General features: G+C 29.0%; 11 protein-coding genes. 6 read left to right on the top strand and 5 right to left on the bottom strand.

Annotated elements, in window-relative coordinates:
- Positions 1–12: 12 nt before the first annotated feature.
- Positions 13–2,472 (bottom strand): polyribonucleotide nucleotidyltransferase, encoded by a 2,460-nt coding sequence (locus GUI12_01880; GenBank protein UAT42900.1) that lies wholly within the window; start codon positions 2,470–2,472, stop codon positions 13–15.
- A 57-nt stretch (positions 2,473–2,529) separates the two neighbouring features.
- The gene (rpsO, locus tag GUI12_01875; protein UAT42899.1) at positions 2,530–2,805 is read right to left on the bottom strand and encodes a 30S ribosomal protein S15; all 276 of its coding nucleotides are present in this window, start codon (positions 2,803–2,805) and stop codon (positions 2,530–2,532) included.
- A 288-nt stretch (positions 2,806–3,093) separates the two neighbouring features.
- Here rpsO and GUI12_01870 point away from each other — a divergent pair, with 288 nt between their 5' ends.
- The 6 genes from GUI12_01870 (at position 3,094) to GUI12_01845 (ending at position 10,894) form a co-directional block, all read left to right on the top strand.
- Positions 3,094–3,852, top strand: a complete 759-nt coding sequence (locus tag GUI12_01870) for a dioxygenase (protein UAT42898.1) — start codon at positions 3,094–3,096, stop codon at positions 3,850–3,852.
- Positions 3,853–3,999: 147 nt separating this feature from the next.
- Positions 4,000–5,202 carry a tyrosine--tRNA ligase gene (locus GUI12_01865; protein ID UAT42897.1) on the top strand — a complete coding sequence of 401 codons (1,203 nt, stop codon included), beginning with the start codon at positions 4,000–4,002 and terminating at the stop codon, positions 5,200–5,202.
- Between the two features lie 221 nt (positions 5,203–5,423).
- Entirely contained in the window at positions 5,424–6,614 is a 1,191-nt protein-coding gene (locus GUI12_01860) for a phosphoribosylformylglycinamidine cyclo-ligase (protein UAT42896.1), read from the top strand.
- 101 nt (positions 6,615–6,715) lie between these two features.
- On the top strand, positions 6,716–7,837 hold the full coding sequence (locus tag GUI12_01855) for a hypothetical protein (GenBank protein UAT42895.1): 1,122 nt from the start codon (positions 6,716–6,718) through the stop codon (positions 7,835–7,837).
- A gap of 817 nt (positions 7,838–8,654) precedes the next feature.
- Positions 8,655–9,281, top strand: a complete 627-nt coding sequence (locus GUI12_01850; GenBank protein UAT42894.1) for a hypothetical protein — start codon at positions 8,655–8,657, stop codon at positions 9,279–9,281.
- Positions 9,282–9,373: 92 nt separating this feature from the next.
- Positions 9,374–10,894 (top strand): hypothetical protein, encoded by a 1,521-nt coding sequence (locus tag GUI12_01845; protein UAT42893.1) that lies wholly within the window; start codon positions 9,374–9,376, stop codon positions 10,892–10,894.
- A 145-nt stretch (positions 10,895–11,039) separates the two neighbouring features.
- Here the strand turns inward: GUI12_01845 and GUI12_01840 are convergent, their stop codons facing one another.
- The 3 genes from GUI12_01840 to GUI12_01830 all read right to left on the bottom strand — a co-directional run bounded on the left by GUI12_01840 (position 11,040) and on the right by GUI12_01830 (position 18,990).
- On the bottom strand, positions 11,040–15,854 hold the full coding sequence (locus tag GUI12_01840) for a hypothetical protein (protein ID UAT42892.1): 4,815 nt from the start codon (positions 15,852–15,854) through the stop codon (positions 11,040–11,042).
- A 169-nt stretch (positions 15,855–16,023) separates the two neighbouring features.
- On the bottom strand, positions 16,024–16,917 hold the full coding sequence (locus GUI12_01835) for a DMT family transporter (protein UAT42891.1): 894 nt from the start codon (positions 16,915–16,917) through the stop codon (positions 16,024–16,026).
- A gap of 543 nt (positions 16,918–17,460) precedes the next feature.
- Positions 17,461–18,990 carry a hypothetical protein gene (locus GUI12_01830; GenBank protein ID UAT42890.1) on the bottom strand — a complete coding sequence of 510 codons (1,530 nt, stop codon included), beginning with the start codon at positions 18,988–18,990 and terminating at the stop codon, positions 17,461–17,463.
- Positions 18,991–18,995: the final 5 nt, after the last annotated feature.

Raw genomic sequence — 18,995 nt, 5'->3', positions numbered from 1 at the left:
ATTTTTTATTTCTCAAAAAAATCTTATAGACCCTTCATCCTCTGTATCAACATCTTTGTCTTCCATTTTACGTCTGCCACTTTCTGTACCAGAAACAAATCTATTATCTTGAGCTCTACCACTGCTGATATTATCTCTTTTACTACCTTTTTCACCATGCTTATTCTCTTTAGAAAATCTTTTAGCAGTTGATTTTCTAGCATGTGGAGTAGACGTTTTTATATTTTCATCATTTGATGAAGCAGATTTTCTTTTATAAAAATCATAAGACTTGCCTTGCGATGCGACAGATTCAGAAGAACCTTGTTTTTTATCTTTATAATCATCAACAAACATGGAAAGTTGTATTTTTCCTGTAGCAGAATCAATAGCTTTAACTACCACTTCAACCACATCACCTTCATTAAGAGAGATATTATCACTCTTTCCTTTTCTTGAACCATCTTCTTTTGTCATTTCACTGACATGTATAAGACCTTGATTATCACTCCCAATAATTGCAAATGCACCAAAACTTTGTACACCTGTGATTAAAGCTTTTGTTTTCATTCCAACAAACGGAACAATTCGATTTACTCCTGCTATACCTCGAACAATATTTACAGCATCATTTAAACCCTGTTCAATTTTAGAAGAAATGTAAACTTTATCATCATCAATATCTATTGTAGATTCTGTTGCTTCACATATAGATTTGATGGTTTTACCACCACTACCTATAATTTTACTAATCTGAGCCTTATGTATTTTAAACACTTCTGTTTTTCTTACAGTATCCTTATATTTCGTCCTAGGACTATCAATGGCTTCAATCATATCTTCTAAAATAGATAAACGGCCTTTTTTAGCTTGCTCTAAAGCAACTTTCAGTACTTCTATGGTAAGTTTATCGGTTTTAACATCCATTTGTAGTGCAGATATATATTTATCAGTTCCTGCAACTTTAAAATCCATATCTCCCAAAGCATCTTCTTCGCCAGAAATATCTGATAAAATCACAAAATCATCGCTATTTTTACTAAAAACTAGACCCATAGCTATCCCAGCAACAGGCTTACTTATTTTCACACCAGAATCCATTAAAGCCAAAGTTGATCCACAAACAGTAGCCATGGAAGATGACCCATCAGAAGACAATATCTCTGATACTAATCTTATGGTATAAGGCAAATCTTCAAAATTAGGCATAACATTCTTCAAAGATTTCAAAGCAAGACAGCCATGTCCTACTTCTCTTCTTCCAGGTGGACGATTTCCCCCAATTTCTCCCACACTAAATGGGTGAAAATTATAATGCAACATAAAACTCTCTTTACGTCCGCTATAATCATCAGTAATCTGAGCATCTGAAATTTTTCCCAAAGTAGTCACAACCAACGCTTGTGTTCCACCTCGTGTAAAAAGTGCTGAACCATGAGAATCAGGCAATACATCAAGTTTAATATCTATATTTCTAATATCATCACATGCTCTTCCATCAATTCTTTTAGCAGAATCAAATAAAACATCGACCATTGCTTCTTTTTCAACAGATTTAACAGCATTATATAATTCGTGATTATTATTCTCCGAAAATTTCTCATTAATTCCATTAATTAAATTTCTCTTATCATTAAGAAATTTTGGTTTATAAAAATCATCGGCAGAGAAAACTTTTTTAAAATCATCATAATAATCAGATTGGATAGCTTTTACTAACTCTAGATTTTTAAGCTGAACAATACTTTTATCTATTCTATTAGAATAAAGAGTATCAATATCACCATCTATATTTGCTTTCAACCATGCAATCACATTTTGTGATTCTTTATGAATAAAATCTATGGATTTCAACATATCGTCCTCTTTAATCCCTTTAGATTCCGCTTCTATCATGATAATCGCGTCCTTAATACTAGAAACAAATAGATCAAGTTTCACATCTTCTTCACCATCTCTATCAGTAAAAGGCAAAAAATCAGTTGCAGAGCCATCAAATAAAGTTTTTCCTTGGTTATAATTAAGACCCATACCAACAGCAGGACCACGAAAAGGTAATGGAGAAACACCTAAAACATAAGAAACACCTATTATTGCTGCAGATTCAGGAGAACAAGATTCATCCAATGATAAAAGCATGCAATTAAGGCTAATATCATTGATAACTGAATCATCTATTAAAGGTCGAAAAGTTCTATCAATTATTCTAGAAGCTAATATTTCACGCTCAGATAATTTCCCTTCTCTTCTATAAAAACTTTTTGGTATCTCATTATATGCATATGCTCTAAACAAAAAATCAACCATTAAAGGCAATCCAAAATAAGATTTTTTGTCTCCAGAGGGATTAAATTCTCCTATACTGAGAGATACAAATACGACGGTCCCGCCATATCTGACCATAACTGATCTGTCAGAATGACCAGCATAGACCCCTTTTTCCAAAAACAAATCTTTTCCATAAAATTTAAAAGTACTGTCCAAAACTGACATAATCACATATTCCTATTATATATTAACCAAAAAACAACTGCGCGCCAAAATGCTTTATTATTTACGTATATTCAAACTTTTAATAAGATTCTGATACTGTTTCACGTCACGTATCTTAATATATTTAAGTAAAGATCTTCTAGTATTTAACATCTTAATTAAACCACGCAAAGAATGAAAATCTTTTTTAAATTTTTGCAAATGCTTAGAAAGTGGCACTATCCTACGTGTTAGTAAAATAACTTGCACTGCAGAAGAACCAGTATCTTTTTCATTGATTCGGAATCTACCGAGAACATCATCATAATCAACTGAAACAAAATCTTTAATCATACTTATTACTTAAACTATAAACAATCCTACAACCCGTCGGAGGATTGTATCATAAATAGATTATTATTAAAATACACAATAAGTTATGAAAAAGTGTGATAAATGAATCTTACTCATTTTTCATCAAAGGTGTAGGATATTAATTCATATAAATTTATCGTTTGTGAGTTAGATATTGTTAACATTATTGAATACACATGTTAATGATATCAGTTAATTATGATTTCAAATCATAAAAATTTTAAAAGGAAACATATTAAAATTGTAATATACCATTTTATATTTGCGGTGATTTTATGTCCTGATAATCTATTTGGAGAGGAAAAATACGATTTAGATTTAGTGAATAGAATTATAGATCCTATTCTAATGCAATGCGAACTCACGCCAGAATTTAATCATTTAGATAAAGGACCAGAAAAATTTGTATATTCAAATAATTTAAGAAGAAAAGCAGGCTCCCCATATGTAGCAGACGGTCTACCAATTAGAATTATGGGCAGAGTATTAGATTCTAACTGCATACCAATAGCAAATGTTATAGTAAAAATTTGGCATACAAATAACAAAGGAATTTATCAATTTGAACAGATTAAAAAAAGGTTTCCAGTAGGATGGGATAGATACTTTAATGGTAGTGGTATAGCTGTAACAGATAATCTAGGATACTATAATTTTACAACTGTATATCCACATCCAGAAAGTGATGATGCAGCATCGGTAGTAAATTTTATAGCACAACACAGAGAATTTATACCTCTAAGAACAATCATGTTTTTCAATAAAGAAAATAAAGAGCGCAAATTAAATTCTGGATTGTCTACAATTCCAAGTCATAAAAGACATCTTTTGAATGCTACAATGACCAAAACAAATGATGTTGAATTGACATTTGAATTTAACATTATTCTAAAAGGAATAAACAAGATATATGAACAAGATCAATTTGATAGACCAAATACTGTGGATCCAATATATCTTGAAAAATTTAATCTAAAAAAGGAAGCACCTGAAAAAGATGCTGCAAATGATACTAAAGCTAATTAATAACAACAATTAATGCAGACAATTCCATGATTATCAATAAACATATTCTGATTAATGTATTATCTATTTTCATAAAATGTATATTTATTTATCATCTTAAGTACGTTAAATTTTGTATCTCAAGGTATTTATAAGGTAGATGACATAATGAAAAGCCTATTACTAAATCATTTGAACCAAAGAGGTTTTATTTATCAATGCACGAATATTGAAAAATTAGATACCATTTTATCTTCAAGAAAAATAGTTTCTTATGTAGGTTTTGATTGTACAGCACGCACTCTACATATTGGCAGCCTAATTCAAATAATGCTTATACGTCATCTATTAAAAGATGGGCATAAAATTATTATTTTGCTTGGAGGCGCCACAACAAGAATTGGAGATCCTTCTGGTAAAGATAAAAGCCGCCAATATATATCTATAGAAGAAATAGAAAAGAATATCTTAGGGATATCTCAAACATTGAAAAAATTTTTTCATGAAAAATCAGATAATGTTATTTTTTTAAATAATATTGAATGGTTTGAGGATATAAAATATCTAGATATGCTGAGAGATATCGGCAAAATATTCTCCATTAATCGTATGTTAGAATTTGAGTCTGTTAAAACAAGACTCTCTCGAGAACAAAATTTGAGCTTCTTAGAGTTTAACTACATGATAATGCAGGCTTATGATTTTCTAGAATTAAATAAAAGAGAAAATTGTATATTACAACTAGGGGGATCAGATCAATGGGGAAATATAGTCAATGGTGTAGAATTATGCAGAAAAAAAGAAAATAGTGAAGTGTTTGGATTAACTACTCCCTTAGCATTAACCACGGATGGAAAAAAAATGGGAAAAACTGCAAATGGCGCAATTTGGTTGGATAAAGATCTATTATCTCCAAATGATTATTGGCAATATTTTAGAAATATTGATGATAAAGATGTAGCTCAATTTTTAAAATGGTTTACAGATCTAGAAATAGGAGAAATAAATGAGTTATGCAATTTACAATCCAAAGAAATTAATAAAGCAAAAAAAATATTAGCAACTCAAGCCACCCAGATATGTCACGGAGAAGAGATAGCTAAAAATGTTGAAGATGCCATGATTAAAGAATTTGAAATGGATATATCATCTGCATTACCAATAAAAGAAATAAATGCTAAAACAATTAGATTATTAGATTTATTAATTTCAATTGATTTTGCATCATCTAATAGTGAAGCAAAGAAAAAAATTAGATCTGGAGGAGTAAAAATTAATGATCAAATTGTGACCGATGTTAATATGCAAATAGATGGCAAAAAAAAGATTGCAATAGGTAAAAAAAGAATAATTATAAGAATGATAACTTAAATTAGAATAGTGCTTTGATAATCATTTTTTAATACTGCTTTTCTTAAAAAAGGTCTCTTACGCATAAACAAAAGCGATAAATAGAATACATAAATGACTTATCTGCAATGCACGTAAAATATGAAAATCCGGTTTTATTGAAATAGTATAAATATTAAAAAACTGGAATTTCAAAAATAAAAATGAGAAACTAGAAGTGATGTAAACACACTTAGTATGCAATGAGTATATACAAAAAAATAGGAGTCTCTCCAACAAAAACAGATGTTAAATTTGCAATTAAAAATCAAGATAAAGGTCTATTTCCAGGGGCATTTTGTAAGATAGTTGATGATATAATATATAATAACAAAGAAGAATATTGTTCTATCATGCATTCTGATGGTGCAGGCACAAAATCTGCTCTGGCATATCTCTATTTTAGAGAAACAGATGATCTTTCTGTATTCCGAGGCATCGCACAAGATTCTGCTGTGATGAATATAGACGATATCATATGCGTAGGCGCTGTTGATCAATTTTTCTTATCAAATACTATTGGCCGTAATGCTCATATAATAGATAAAAATATTTTATCTGAAGTAATCGAAGGATATGAAGATTTTTCCAACAAACTCAAAAAAGAAAATATTAATTTAATAATCACTGGTGGAGAAACAGCCGATTTGGGCGATCTAGTTCGAACAATAACGGTTGATTCTACTGTATTTACACGAATGAAGAAAAAAGATGTTATTGATGCAAGCAATATAAAATCAGGTAATGTCATAATTGCTCTTTCGTCTTCGGGTAAATCAATTTTTGAAGATCAAGAAAATTCAGGAATTGGATCAAATGGGCTTACAAGAGCAAGACATATACTTTTAAATAAAACATATGCTGACAAATACCCAGAAACATTTTCCCCTACAATAGATGCAAAATATGCTTATCAAGGTAGCTTCACAATAGATGATAAATTACCAGGTGCAAATAATATGACGATTGGAGAAGCATTGCTTTCCCCAACTAGAACTTATGCTCCTCTAATAAAAAAGATTTTGTCAATTTATAAGGAAAAAATATATTCAATAATACATTGCTCTGGTGGTGGTTTAACTAAATCCATAAATTTTGGCAAAGGATTACATTATATAAAGGATAATCCTATTACAATTCCCCCGATCTTTGAAACTATCTTGGAAACTGGCAAAATATCAATTCATGAAGCTTTTCAAGTATTTAATATGGGCCAAAGAATGGAAATATATATTGATGAAAATACAATAGAACCCATAATACAAATAGCACAAGAATATAATATAGATGCAAAAGTCATAGGGTACGTTGATACAAATAAAGATAAGGAATCAAATAAAATTTCTATATTTCATAATAATCAAGAATTGCAATATTATTTGTCAAATAAATAATATGACGTATAATATAGGTTGCAAAAATGCAAATTTATTTCACAATAAATGTAAATTTTCAAATAAATATAAAATCTATTTCTGCTAATATATAACACTTTATGAAAACGGTAAAAATCAAACATGACAGCACTAAATGCAAAACACAAAATACAGAAAAAGTGAAAATTATTAAGGTTAAAACATCAGATCATGATAAGCATATGTCATCGACTATTGACAGGGTAAAATTAGATCATGATTATTGTTCCTCTAAAATACTGCTTATCAAGAGTAGACAATCAAATGAAGAATATCTTCAGAAAAAAAGTGAATCAACCAATGTTTTTCCTATTCTAAAATCAGAATTAATAAAATTTTCAAAAACATTCCCCATAAAATCAGATTCCAAAAAAAGAAAATTAACACCGAGAGAGACAGGCACATCAGAAGATGCAGAAGATATTAATTTGGCATCTGATAATAACGATACAGGTAATGATTCTGGTAAAAAAACAAGCAGTAGCAATCTATATACGGCAAATGACAATTCTAATACTGATGATGAGGCAAACGTCGATTATTATTATTTTAGTTCTGATGATGATAATATAAGCAGCAATTGTGATTCTTTTAGTTCTACTGATATGATATTGATGAATTCTGATACTGAGAGTGCACCAGAAACCACGGAGTCTATAAATACAATGAATTCTTGGCAGCAGCTCTTAAGTGAATCTTCGAATTCATCAGATATTCAAGCTCAAGATACTGAAAGTTTTGATGCATTTACAGATCCAATGCTGAGTGATTATGTAATGGATCAAGAACCAATAATTGATCTTGGCAGTATACAAGAGATGGATAGTAATACTCTAATTCTAGAATCATCAATCATTCAAGGTCTGAAGACTGATAATACACAAGAATCCGAAAGTATAAATACAATGGATTACTTGCAGACAGGTAATCTTAGTAGTGATCTACATCTTGATTGTAAGCAAAATATTTTTTTTGATAACATACAAAATCCAGATAATAACCTACCTTCATCATCAAATGATACAAATAGTGCAAATCAGGCGGATTCTCAATCTGAAGATATATACTTGAAAAGTGGTAATAAACACAGCGAAACAGATGTTATGGTCTTTACGGAATCGCAACCATCTATAAAACTAACCAATAGCGCAAAAGAAAAGGTAATATCTTCGAAAGAAAATGTGCAATGCTTAAGAATGTAACATTCGCTCAGAGTAATATAATAAAATAGGAACTAACAATTAGAGTAAGCAATAAACACGGAAAAATAGCTTATAATGCCGCTGGGTATTTTTTAATTTGTATAGTAAAAATTCTAAAAAAATAAAGAAAATGCTAAAATTTGCGGATAAAAATCAAGCTTTAATACAACTTATTCTTGGATTGTTATGCGACAGCTAATATAGATTTTTAGCTAAATATTTGTGTATCTTATAGAACATATATACAAAAAAATTATGCTCTACATATTAGCATCTATTTAGATACACATATGGCTAAATAAAGCATAAATGCTAATGGATATAGAAAAATTAGACTATTAGATAGTGTGATTTTATTGTCATAATAAATAAGCTTTATAAATAAAGCATTTAAACAGCAAAATTTTCTATAAATAGGAAAAGAAAAAGGCAAATTCTTTGCTACATATTATTTGAATTCCAGATATATCATAATTCTTTCTTTTTCACTATAGAATCATAGGGCCAAGCATTCACCTTAAGACCTATTATATCAGCAATATTTTGAAAAAATTTCACTAAATTTTCTCTTCCATTTTGCTTTAAATTTTTCAAAGCAAAACATATATCTCATAACTATACATCATATTTTATTCTATTTTGTGGGTTAATAATAACTTCATTCATTATTATTTAAAATTACTATATAAATAATTAACTATATTTATTATTAAAAAGATTTATAAAATTAATAATTAATTATGTTTATAAGTTTATTATTAAGAGAAATATATGTTGTACTTATAATATTATAATAATACTTTGGAGGAAAAATCAGATGGTAGAAAAAAAATCAAAACAGCATGGAAGTTCTAAGTCTTTTCTTTCCCAAACAACAAAAAAATTAAAAAGCGCTTTCAGCAATACAGAGGAAAAGAAATCAGAAAAAAAGGGGGATTTGTCAAAGCCAAAAGATAGCGTACAAAATTTTTTTGACTCAGGAGGCAAAAAAACTATAAAAAGATCTTTTTCTGATGAGATAAAAAAACGTTTCTCCGAACATCAACAAGATGCGGATAAAAAAATTGACAATAAAGATAACCGTACACAATCTTTTCTAGATAAGAAGGCGTTTTTTGAAGCAAAAAGTAAAGTGTCTATAAATGAACCTTCTTCTCACAACAGACAAAGCAATTTAGATAAAAAAGAAGTTAATAAAAATATTAAGACAGCTCAAAACGTAGAAAAATCAAATAAAAAAGTATCATTTAATGATAATTTAGAAACAAAAACTACAAGAGAAATAGACGAGATGAGCAGAGCATCTAAGAAATTATCACAAAATAACGAAAAAAAACCAGAAAAAAAATTGAAAAGCATTTTAAAGAAACCTTCTCATGACCTATCTAATGCTTCAGCTATAGAGCAATCAACAAGATCTAACACCAGATCAACTGGACGTTAAATACATTGGGTATGATAGAGAATATCTCTTTTATCAAAGGCATTGAGATCATTTTAATATAAAATAATAATTTCATATAAATAGGAAAGGATATGAAAAAGATATTAATAATACAATGTTTAGGATTACTATCACAAATTCAAAATAGTCTGAGAGTTTATGTAAATGATGTAACAAATATATCTTATAATGCAAAAAAAGAAGCATCAAAAACAAATATTAATTTGCATTCTATGAATGCATTTCCAATAACAGCAGAGATGCTAGCAGATAAAATCTCTTCTCTTACAGAAGAAGATATACTGAAAAATATAGGACCTTCTGCGCAAAAAGAATACTCTTTTATCAATAATCATGACAAAACAACAGCTGAAAAAGATAAAAATCTTAGATTATATCCACTTGAAGAGCAATTTGCTATTGAAAGAAATGTTGTCACAAAAAATAATAATCAACCCCTAGATAAATCTGTTCCTGAATCTTTAACATCTATTTTTAATAGAGTAATATTGGGAAATGCTGATATCCTGTATGAAGATAAACTAAAAACACCGTATGATATACTAAAATTGACAAATCATCTATTTAGTCAAAATGCAAATAATTTAAGTTACATAAGTGATAAAATCGGCGATATGGGAGATTATATAATACCAAAAGAAACTATATATGATACTGCTTCAAACATCAGAGAAACAACGTATTCTGCTATTGAATCAATACCATTATTAGGATCAATAATTAAAGATGTCACATTAAAATTAGAAAAGAAAATAAATGATAAATTGTTAAAGCCATACTATGACATAGATAGCTTTTTAGCACCACCAATATTTAGAATTAACTTAGAAACATTTTCGTCTTATTTAGTTTTAAAGCAATTAAATATGGAATATCAACAGATAAAAAAATTAAGCAATTTAGATACAATTCCTGCTGATGATGCAAAAAAAATAGAATCCATTACTAAAATTATATCCAAACATCAAAAAGCTGTTTCAAATTATATAAAACATACAATTGAGTATGTTAAGCAAATCATTCCATCTTATACAGAATCAACTAAAGAAAATTCTGAATTAGCAAAAACTGAAACCAACAGTATGTTAGATTCCACAATTAATACTATATCTACGATTTCTGATTTTATTTACACTACACTGCAAACATCTTTAGATGATAAAAATTTTGAAAAATTAGATGAAATAATCTTAAATTCTGCAGATCTTAGAGCAATTGACTATGATGGAATATTAGAAGAATTATTCTGCTCTTTTGATAACATATTTACTGAATCAATCAATAATCAGGATCGCGTTGCAAATGAAGATCCCTTACTTTTCTCAAAAGATCATGACAAGTATAAATCAATAGATAGTTCTGAAAATTCCAAGAACAATATAGAACAAAATGCACGTATTGCTAAAGACTTAAATATCAGAGATATATCAAGCAAAAATATATATGAATTACCCGATGAAAAGCAAATTAATAGCAATGATCATGAAAAACATATAAATCAATTAACACTACCCAAAGAAGTTTCTAAAGAGATCACCAAAGTCTCAGTAAGTAATGTAAAAAACTTTGACATGAAAGAGTTAAAGAGATGATAATTTTCAAACTGAGCAAGACTTTTTCCTTCAGAAAATTGAAAATTGCAGCTCAAAAAATCACTATAATATAAATCATCTCTCAAACATTTTTTATATCACCTATTTAAATTTACCAGCACAATGGTTACTGTATATTTACAGATCAATTACCTAAGCTCAAATAATTATCCATATTACGCTCTTTTTCCATAGTAACATCAGATAAATATCTGACACAATTTTCTGTATGTTTCTGCTGAAAATTTTGCATTTCACAAGATAGAAATTTTACTATTTGTACTGAAGAAGAGTGCATTTTGTCAGATAATTTATGACACAAAAAATCTTTTTCACATTTTAAATCACTATGATGAAAATTCTTAATATCATTCTGCAATTCATCAACAACAAATTTTGCTGAATCATACTCATCTGATTGCATATTCATAAATTTATCTGAAGCATTTTCCATTTTCGCTCTATATATATAAATAAGATCTTCAAAGCTTTTCTTTTCAGCAATATTTTCTGTATCTTGTAAAAATTTATCTGATATTTTTGATATTACATTGCCTATTAAAGCATTAGTACGTGTATCAGAAAGCACATAGTCCCCTGTACTGATTATACTAGCAGAGCTAATATACGGACTATGCTTAACAGCATCAGAATGCAACTTTGCAGAATTTTGTCTTACGTAGTTTCTAACATCGTTATACTCCATTTCAACACCAGATATAGCCTTTTTAACCATTAAATCGCCTAATATTGTTCCTAAAGAATCTACCCCAGAAGCAACTTTCCTATTTAATGGATTTGTACTCATTCCGAACACTTGAGATATTGTGCCAGCTATTAAATCCTTAAATAACATACCTTTCGCAACATGTTTCACAGGAGAGTTATCACTATGTTCAATACCAATTTCCTTTCTCATACATAGATTTATGGAAGTAGCAGCAGCAGTTGGTAGAATTTTCCCAAAAAGATTAGTAAAAATTGATCGCCATATCGGAAAAGGTAATTCTCCTATGTTGTATTGGGGTTTTTGCCTTTCATTATTAAAAGCAAAAAATTGACAATTCCTTTGAGTAAAAGAATCTGGTGCATGAACTGATTCTTTTGCTCCTTCAATCGGACATACGCCAAGAGGAGATTGCTGTACTGCAAATATTTCTCTAGCAGTATCTCGAGCAACCTGTGCTGGGGTATCCACATTAATCAAGTCAAATAGCCTACCAGAATCACATCCCGTATATGAGAATGTAAGAAACTCTGAAGCATTAGTAACTGCCATAACTGCTTGCGCAGCCATTTTATATTTGCGCGTCATAGATAGGTCCGATAATCCACTTTCCAAACCTTTATCCACTATGATCCCATCTTTTATCTTTTCGTAATTTTCAGATCCTAAAATATTGATCAACATTTTTTCCTGATAAACAGTTAGCATAGCATTTCTATTACCTAATTTCTGAAACAATTCTTTGATAAAATCTGCTTGTAAATACATGAAATCAGACATCAAACCTGAAGCTTTTTCTCCTCCCAAACTAGCAATCACTGCATAGAGATCATAAACCATATAAAGAGGGAAAAGTAAATTAGCATTATTTGGCATTGCATCACCAAATTCAGCATAAAAATTACCCATAAGTCTAGATAAAGAGGTGCCACTAAACCATGCAGAAAACCCCAATGCCATAATTTGAGATTCTTTGATACTAGAAGGTGTTGGAATATATAAATGAGAAGATAGAATCTGTGATGTGGATTTTATAGCAGCTCTTGAATAATCTTGTAGTGTAAAGTCAGTGATATCACTACACTTTTTCCCTAAGGCAAGATGCACTATTTTTTCATTAACTTCTGGTGAATTATTACCTGTTACTAAATTTTTAAAAATTATTTGCTCATTATAAGACATAAAATTTGCATAATAGCTTGGTATTTGTATCCCTAGAGACCAAAAATAAGATACAACAGCAACACAAGATGATACAAGAGAAATAGGATTAATTGGCAATCCAGGATAAGAATTATTAGAATAGAAATCTGCGATCTCAGAACTAGTATTCAGACTAAAAAGATTATTTTGTAATTGCTCTCTAATATTATTAATGTTGATGCTTTGTACAATATTAGATGTTTGTTCATGTATAATATCTTCAGGGATTTTATGTAATATATCTAAGATATTTAAATCTCCGTTATTTACTTCATTTAAAGTATCTGCTAGATCTTTTGCACCTTCAAAAGCCCTTTGTCCCAGATAATTTCCTACTATTGCACTAGTTAAAAGAGAAAAATAAACCATACATAGCACAAAATCGTATTTTTCACTCAAGGTTTTACAATGATTTTTTATTGTAATACCTATTCCTTCTCGCTTATTGATATCTTTTAATAACGCATCTAAATCTTTATTAAGCTTAGAATTATAAATGTTTAAGCTATCTAATTTTTCTGTAAATTTATTATAGCAAGCCATAATAGCACGCTCTTTTGAGTTGAGTTTTTGCATTTCCACTATATTAGTCAATAAAATTTTTGTTTTATTATTATCAATATCAACATTTTTCTTTTGAACTGCTAGATAGGAATCATAAGCACATCTTGATACTGATTCTTCCATTATCTGCAAGTGATCAAAACAAACCAAGCTGACAAAATGAGCAATATTAGCATCTTTTTGAGTATCAATTGTTAGAGAAATATCCCCCTCAATAAATATACCCCTCTCTAATAACTCATTTCTTAAAGAAGAAAAAGATTCCAAAGTTAGATATAAATCTACAATATCTGCACTTAAATAAAACTTCTTTCTAGCTGTAGAGTCTGTAACTAGAGCAGCAATCATATTATTGGTAATATTATTTATAACTAAAAAAACATCAGCAATACTTACTTCACTATCTGAAATTGATCGCAAATCTATATTCTCTCCGCTGTCTTTAACATATGATGCAATTTTTTCTAATGAATTTTTCATCTTATTCTGCTGTTCAACATCAGAAATTGGGACATAATTATGATTATGATGTGAATAATACAAATTAAGATTATTTATATAGGATGATTCCTTTTTATTGGTTATAAAATTTTCAATTGCAACTAAAAATTCTTCCTTATTATTCCTAGGGACAAAAAAACTAATCAAATTTCTTAGTAATTTTCCCGATTCGTTAATATGTATTTGACCTCTTTTGATCTTACTTGAAACACTATCTACTATTAAACGTCCAATATTATTTAATCTATTATCTCCATCTTCTAACTTATGGAAATCAATGAAATCCAGCATAGAATTTTTATATAATTCTCGCATCTTAAAATTAGTTTTAGCATAATTTGCAGGCTTAAAAGCAACGTCAGATTTATTATTTAAAGAAAGAACAGATTCTGCAGATATCCCGTTTGAAAGTCTGTTATGTCTATCACAGTCTAAATGATTAATAACCTCTGATCTGATATTCAAAAAATATGATTTCCATGCTTCTGGTAGTATATCATATAGTTTATTCGATGGTTTATCATTATTTACATCATTAACATAATTAGCAAAACCATTATGATACGCATTAAATATAGTTGTATTTAACTGATAATCATCAGACGCTCGATAAGACATGACAGATAAGATCATAGCTAATTCAGATTGACATACCTTATGTAAAAAATCATCATCAGATTTATTTTCATAATTATCCAAATCTTCAACAAATTGTATATGCTCGAGATTTTGCCTTGCAATATCATTAATATGACATATGTTATTTTCTATCTTGGTGCTTATAATCCTGCACTGCAAACCTTCAGGAAATTCTTCTCTATTTTGAATTTCTATAATATAATTAAGAGTTATATTGAATAGATTCATATATTTAATATAATCAATCGAGATATTTTCATCTAAAGCAAATACTTTATAAAAAGAATTAATTATTGCATAGGTATAACTCTCACACTTATTCACATCATTAACTGTACATGATTTAGAGTACTCAATGTCATGTAGTAATAAGTTGATCACCTCATTACAGAAAATATCCGATGATTTTATCACCGATGTTTTTTCACGATCACTCAAGAATTGAAAGTTAGGAAATCCATCTTTTAGTATCCGAATAAAATGTTCTTGTAAGTTAAAGTATATAGGATTTATAATACTTCCATTATAAAATCTATCATTAACGATTGCATAAATTGATGCATCTTTTACTAATTCACTTAATTTCCTGTTTTGATTCAGTAAACTCTCTGTAAAATTTTTCGAAGTAAGTATGGCAGAAATATGCTCTATCATACAACCATAATATTCTTTATAATTTTCAAATTTCCTGTTCTGATCCATATTCACAGATTTAAAATCTGCCAATGCTAAAATGAATAAATGGATTTTTGCAACATCATTGAAAATATATTCATTATTTCTAGAATAATGATTACCAATATCTAAGATATCTGATGCACATTGTGCAAATTTTCCTCTAATAACAGAACGACCTTCCAGATCTATAAAGTCAATATCTCTAAAATTTCCTATATCAACATTACTAATTAATAAAGAACCAAATAATTCATTCTTCAATTTTTCATTTTCACTTACTTTCAATGTATTCCAAACTGTGTCTGCTATCATATTACTAGTTCTAGAAACCAATAATAATTGCACATATCTAATGTTGGAATCTAATAGCTCAATCATAGCATTGCTATCATTCACTATTGAGATTTCATGTAAACCAGCAATGATATTTTGTAACAATAGAATATTAAGATCGTTTATTTTTTTTAAATCTTCACTGAATAGCTTTTGTGATGAAACTATATTCATTAAATTAGCATATTTTTCTGTATCGTCTATAGTGTCAGGTAATATGTCTTTATATAAAAGATACAAATTATATAAATATCTATCATTAATTTTTGTAGATAATACGCGAAAAAAATCTTCTATATGCAAAGAATCATTCATATTGCCCTCCCCTAAACCAGTAAAAATTGACTAATCCAGTTCTAAGATGTTTTATAAAAACATCCATATGACTAAAAAAGCAATAATATACTTAAAATTTATAAATGCAATAATAAGTTGATTATTCTTTTACTAAAATTTTCATATATAACAAATTAGATTAGAGAAACTATGAAAGAATCTTGGCTTTTAATTTTTGTTGATTCTGTCTTTCAAAATAAAATATAAATCCTATAGAACTTAATATAAGTGACAAACCATAATAGGTATTTTTGACAGGCATCTCATTGAAAATTAGATATCCAAGAATTAAAGAAAACATAAGCTCTAAATATCTATATGGACTAAGAGCAGTTGCATCTGCTAAGCTAAATGCCTTAAGTAAGAAAAATAACAGCAAATTAGCACTAATTCCTAATAAAAATAAAATTAATAGATCACTTTGCACAGGAATTGTCCAATACTCCACTGTACCAGGAACAGAAAACAAAAAAGTGAATAATGATGAATAAAACAGTGTAACAATAAAAGGCTCTTTCACAAGATACTGCTTATTTATTACATCTAGCAAAGCAAAAAAGAAGGTAGCTCCAAACAAAAATAAATATTTGAGATTCAAACCATCTATTCCACATCCAATTGCAATGATAATACCAGCAAAACCAATTATTGTTCCCGTAAATCTATGCCAATTTACTTTTTCATTCAAAAAAACCAAGTTCAATATTAATAAAAATAATGGAGTGGTAAAATTTATCATAGTAGCAAGGGCTATATGTGATAATAAAAGCCCTTTAATCCATAAAAAAAATGCTAAATTGAGAATTAAACCCCTTAAAGCATGCAAAAAAATGTACCGTGTTTTTAAAGATATTCTAAAATAAGCAATTAATGGTAATAAACTTATCGTGCCAAACACATATTTGAAGAATATAATTTCTTGAGCTGCAATATTAGGATTCAAGAGTTTTACAATGACATCGTTTACCACACCCAAGAATAAGCACGTCAAAAAACATACTACTCCCATATAATAACGATACTCTAAATAATTATTATTCATTCCTAAGCAAAAATACTATAAAATTCCGCAATATTACTGACTATTTTCATGAAAATCTATTCAAAATACGAATTAATGAATACTCAGAAGGTAATAATTGCAATCAAACGAATACTCCATTATACGATGTAATTAGCAAATTTTAAATATGTAAAATCGTCGTAAAAACAATAAGATAAAAACGAAATCCGATATAATGATATTCAATCATTTGACAACAAAAGAATTAATATTTTGAGCTACTGTTATGAGAATATTTGTTCAAATTCCTATTATGTTATCATTGGTACGATTCTCTGACAAAATAGCATGTATCAATTTTTCATCATATAAAGCTCAAAATGCCTTCTTATCTTAGATATAACGCATCACTAACTTCTATTAATATTAAAACATAGAGATATCACAAAGATGAAAGTACTTTACTATAAATTATTCACAAAAATTGAAAAAATATAGATTAACCTCAATAATAAGGTAAAGCACAAACGAGACGCTTTACTCACCTGGTAAATGCTATATGATAAATTCTTCACATATAAATTAAAAACACCGTATTACCTTATAAATACCATCATCTTTCATAGCAGCATGTTGTTCGTGTGAAGGATTTAGTACTTGATCTACATCTAATGAACTGTTTGGAGAATCTTTAGACGAAAAAAAGCAATCTCTAATATATTCATAAATTGACTTTACAGCTGATTTTATCATTTCCAACAATGACCATAAAGACCAACCTGCTCCTTTGTCATCAGATCTTTCAGGAACATCAGCAGCAGTAGTGGTTGAATTATCACCTTCACAAACAACATTTTCTTCCCTATCGCTTGCTTCTTCTTTTGTTTTCAAGAACAACGCTTCTAATTCTGGATTAGCAGGAACAGAATTTTCTATCACAGAGCTCATTGTGTTTAATAGAGTCTTATAACAATTATTCTGATCGAAATACCGTATAATTTCTCTTTGTGGAGATGCACAAAACTCTACTGTACCATAATTCTTACGATTAAGTCCCTTCTTCTGTATAATATATTTTGCAACATCTTTCCCAATAGCACCTATAACTCCCAGCATTTTATCAAGATCCTCCAAAGCCGTTTGGCGTACTTTTTCATCTTTAATTGTCGATAAATCTTTATATATATTAAATTGAGAAATATCAATCCGATCGTCAAATTCTCGCTTAGTCATATCACAACCAGATGCTATAAGTTTTGACATCAACGATACTGGTCTATCTGCTTCCTTGGCATTTCTTAGATCCGCTAAATGATAAACAACATTAGCAACATCCTTTGTCAACAATTTATTATTAGCATGCATCATAATAAGACCAGCATAAAAAGCACTATTATATTCATTATGATTCGTGTCTTTATCTGGTTTCGCAGCATCATTCATTAGAGTCAAAAATTTAAGCATTTTTTGCTCTTCTATGTCAAAAGAGGTTATATCATCACGCAATTCAAGTAAGTGATCAGCGTATTTTTTGTAAATACTTAAGGAATGTTTTGCATAACTCGCAGCACGCATAGCGCGCCACGCGTCACTAACATTTGATATCTCATTATCTAGTGCAGATTGTCTAGCTGCAGATTGTCCAGCTGCAGATTGTCCAGCTGCAGATTGTCTAGCTACAGATTGTCCAAATGCAATTATTTTAGATGTAGATTTTCTCGATGCAGATTTTTCAGCTACAAGTTTTGCATCTACAACAGCGCTTCTAGACATAACGGGTTTGTTACCCCAATATTCTATAGCGTCAAAGTACATTTTTTCAAGATTAGATCCACAAGGTGTTTTCTTATCTTTTGCATTATATAATTTATTCTCAAGAAAGCTAAGTATATTGTTCGGATCACTATCAATACGTGAATCCTTATTTTCCAAATCAAAATTTGTATTAAAAAATTCCTGTGTTTTACTTGATAAAAATTTACCTTTAAGAGAATAATTACCTATTTCCTCTTTTTTTGGTCGATTTGGTTTTACTGCTTGTTTCGTAAAAGGTACGCGATAAGATTTGGATGCAGCATTCAATAATTCACTTTTTATTGTTACTTTAACCATAAACA

It is taken from the genome of Anaplasmataceae bacterium AB001_6 (genome assembly GCA_020002265.1).
In the GTDB taxonomy this organism is placed as follows: Bacteria; Pseudomonadota; Alphaproteobacteria; order Rickettsiales; family Anaplasmataceae; genus AB001-6.
Note: the sequence above shows the minus strand (reverse complement) of the source record. Positions and strands in the feature narration are given on the sequence as shown.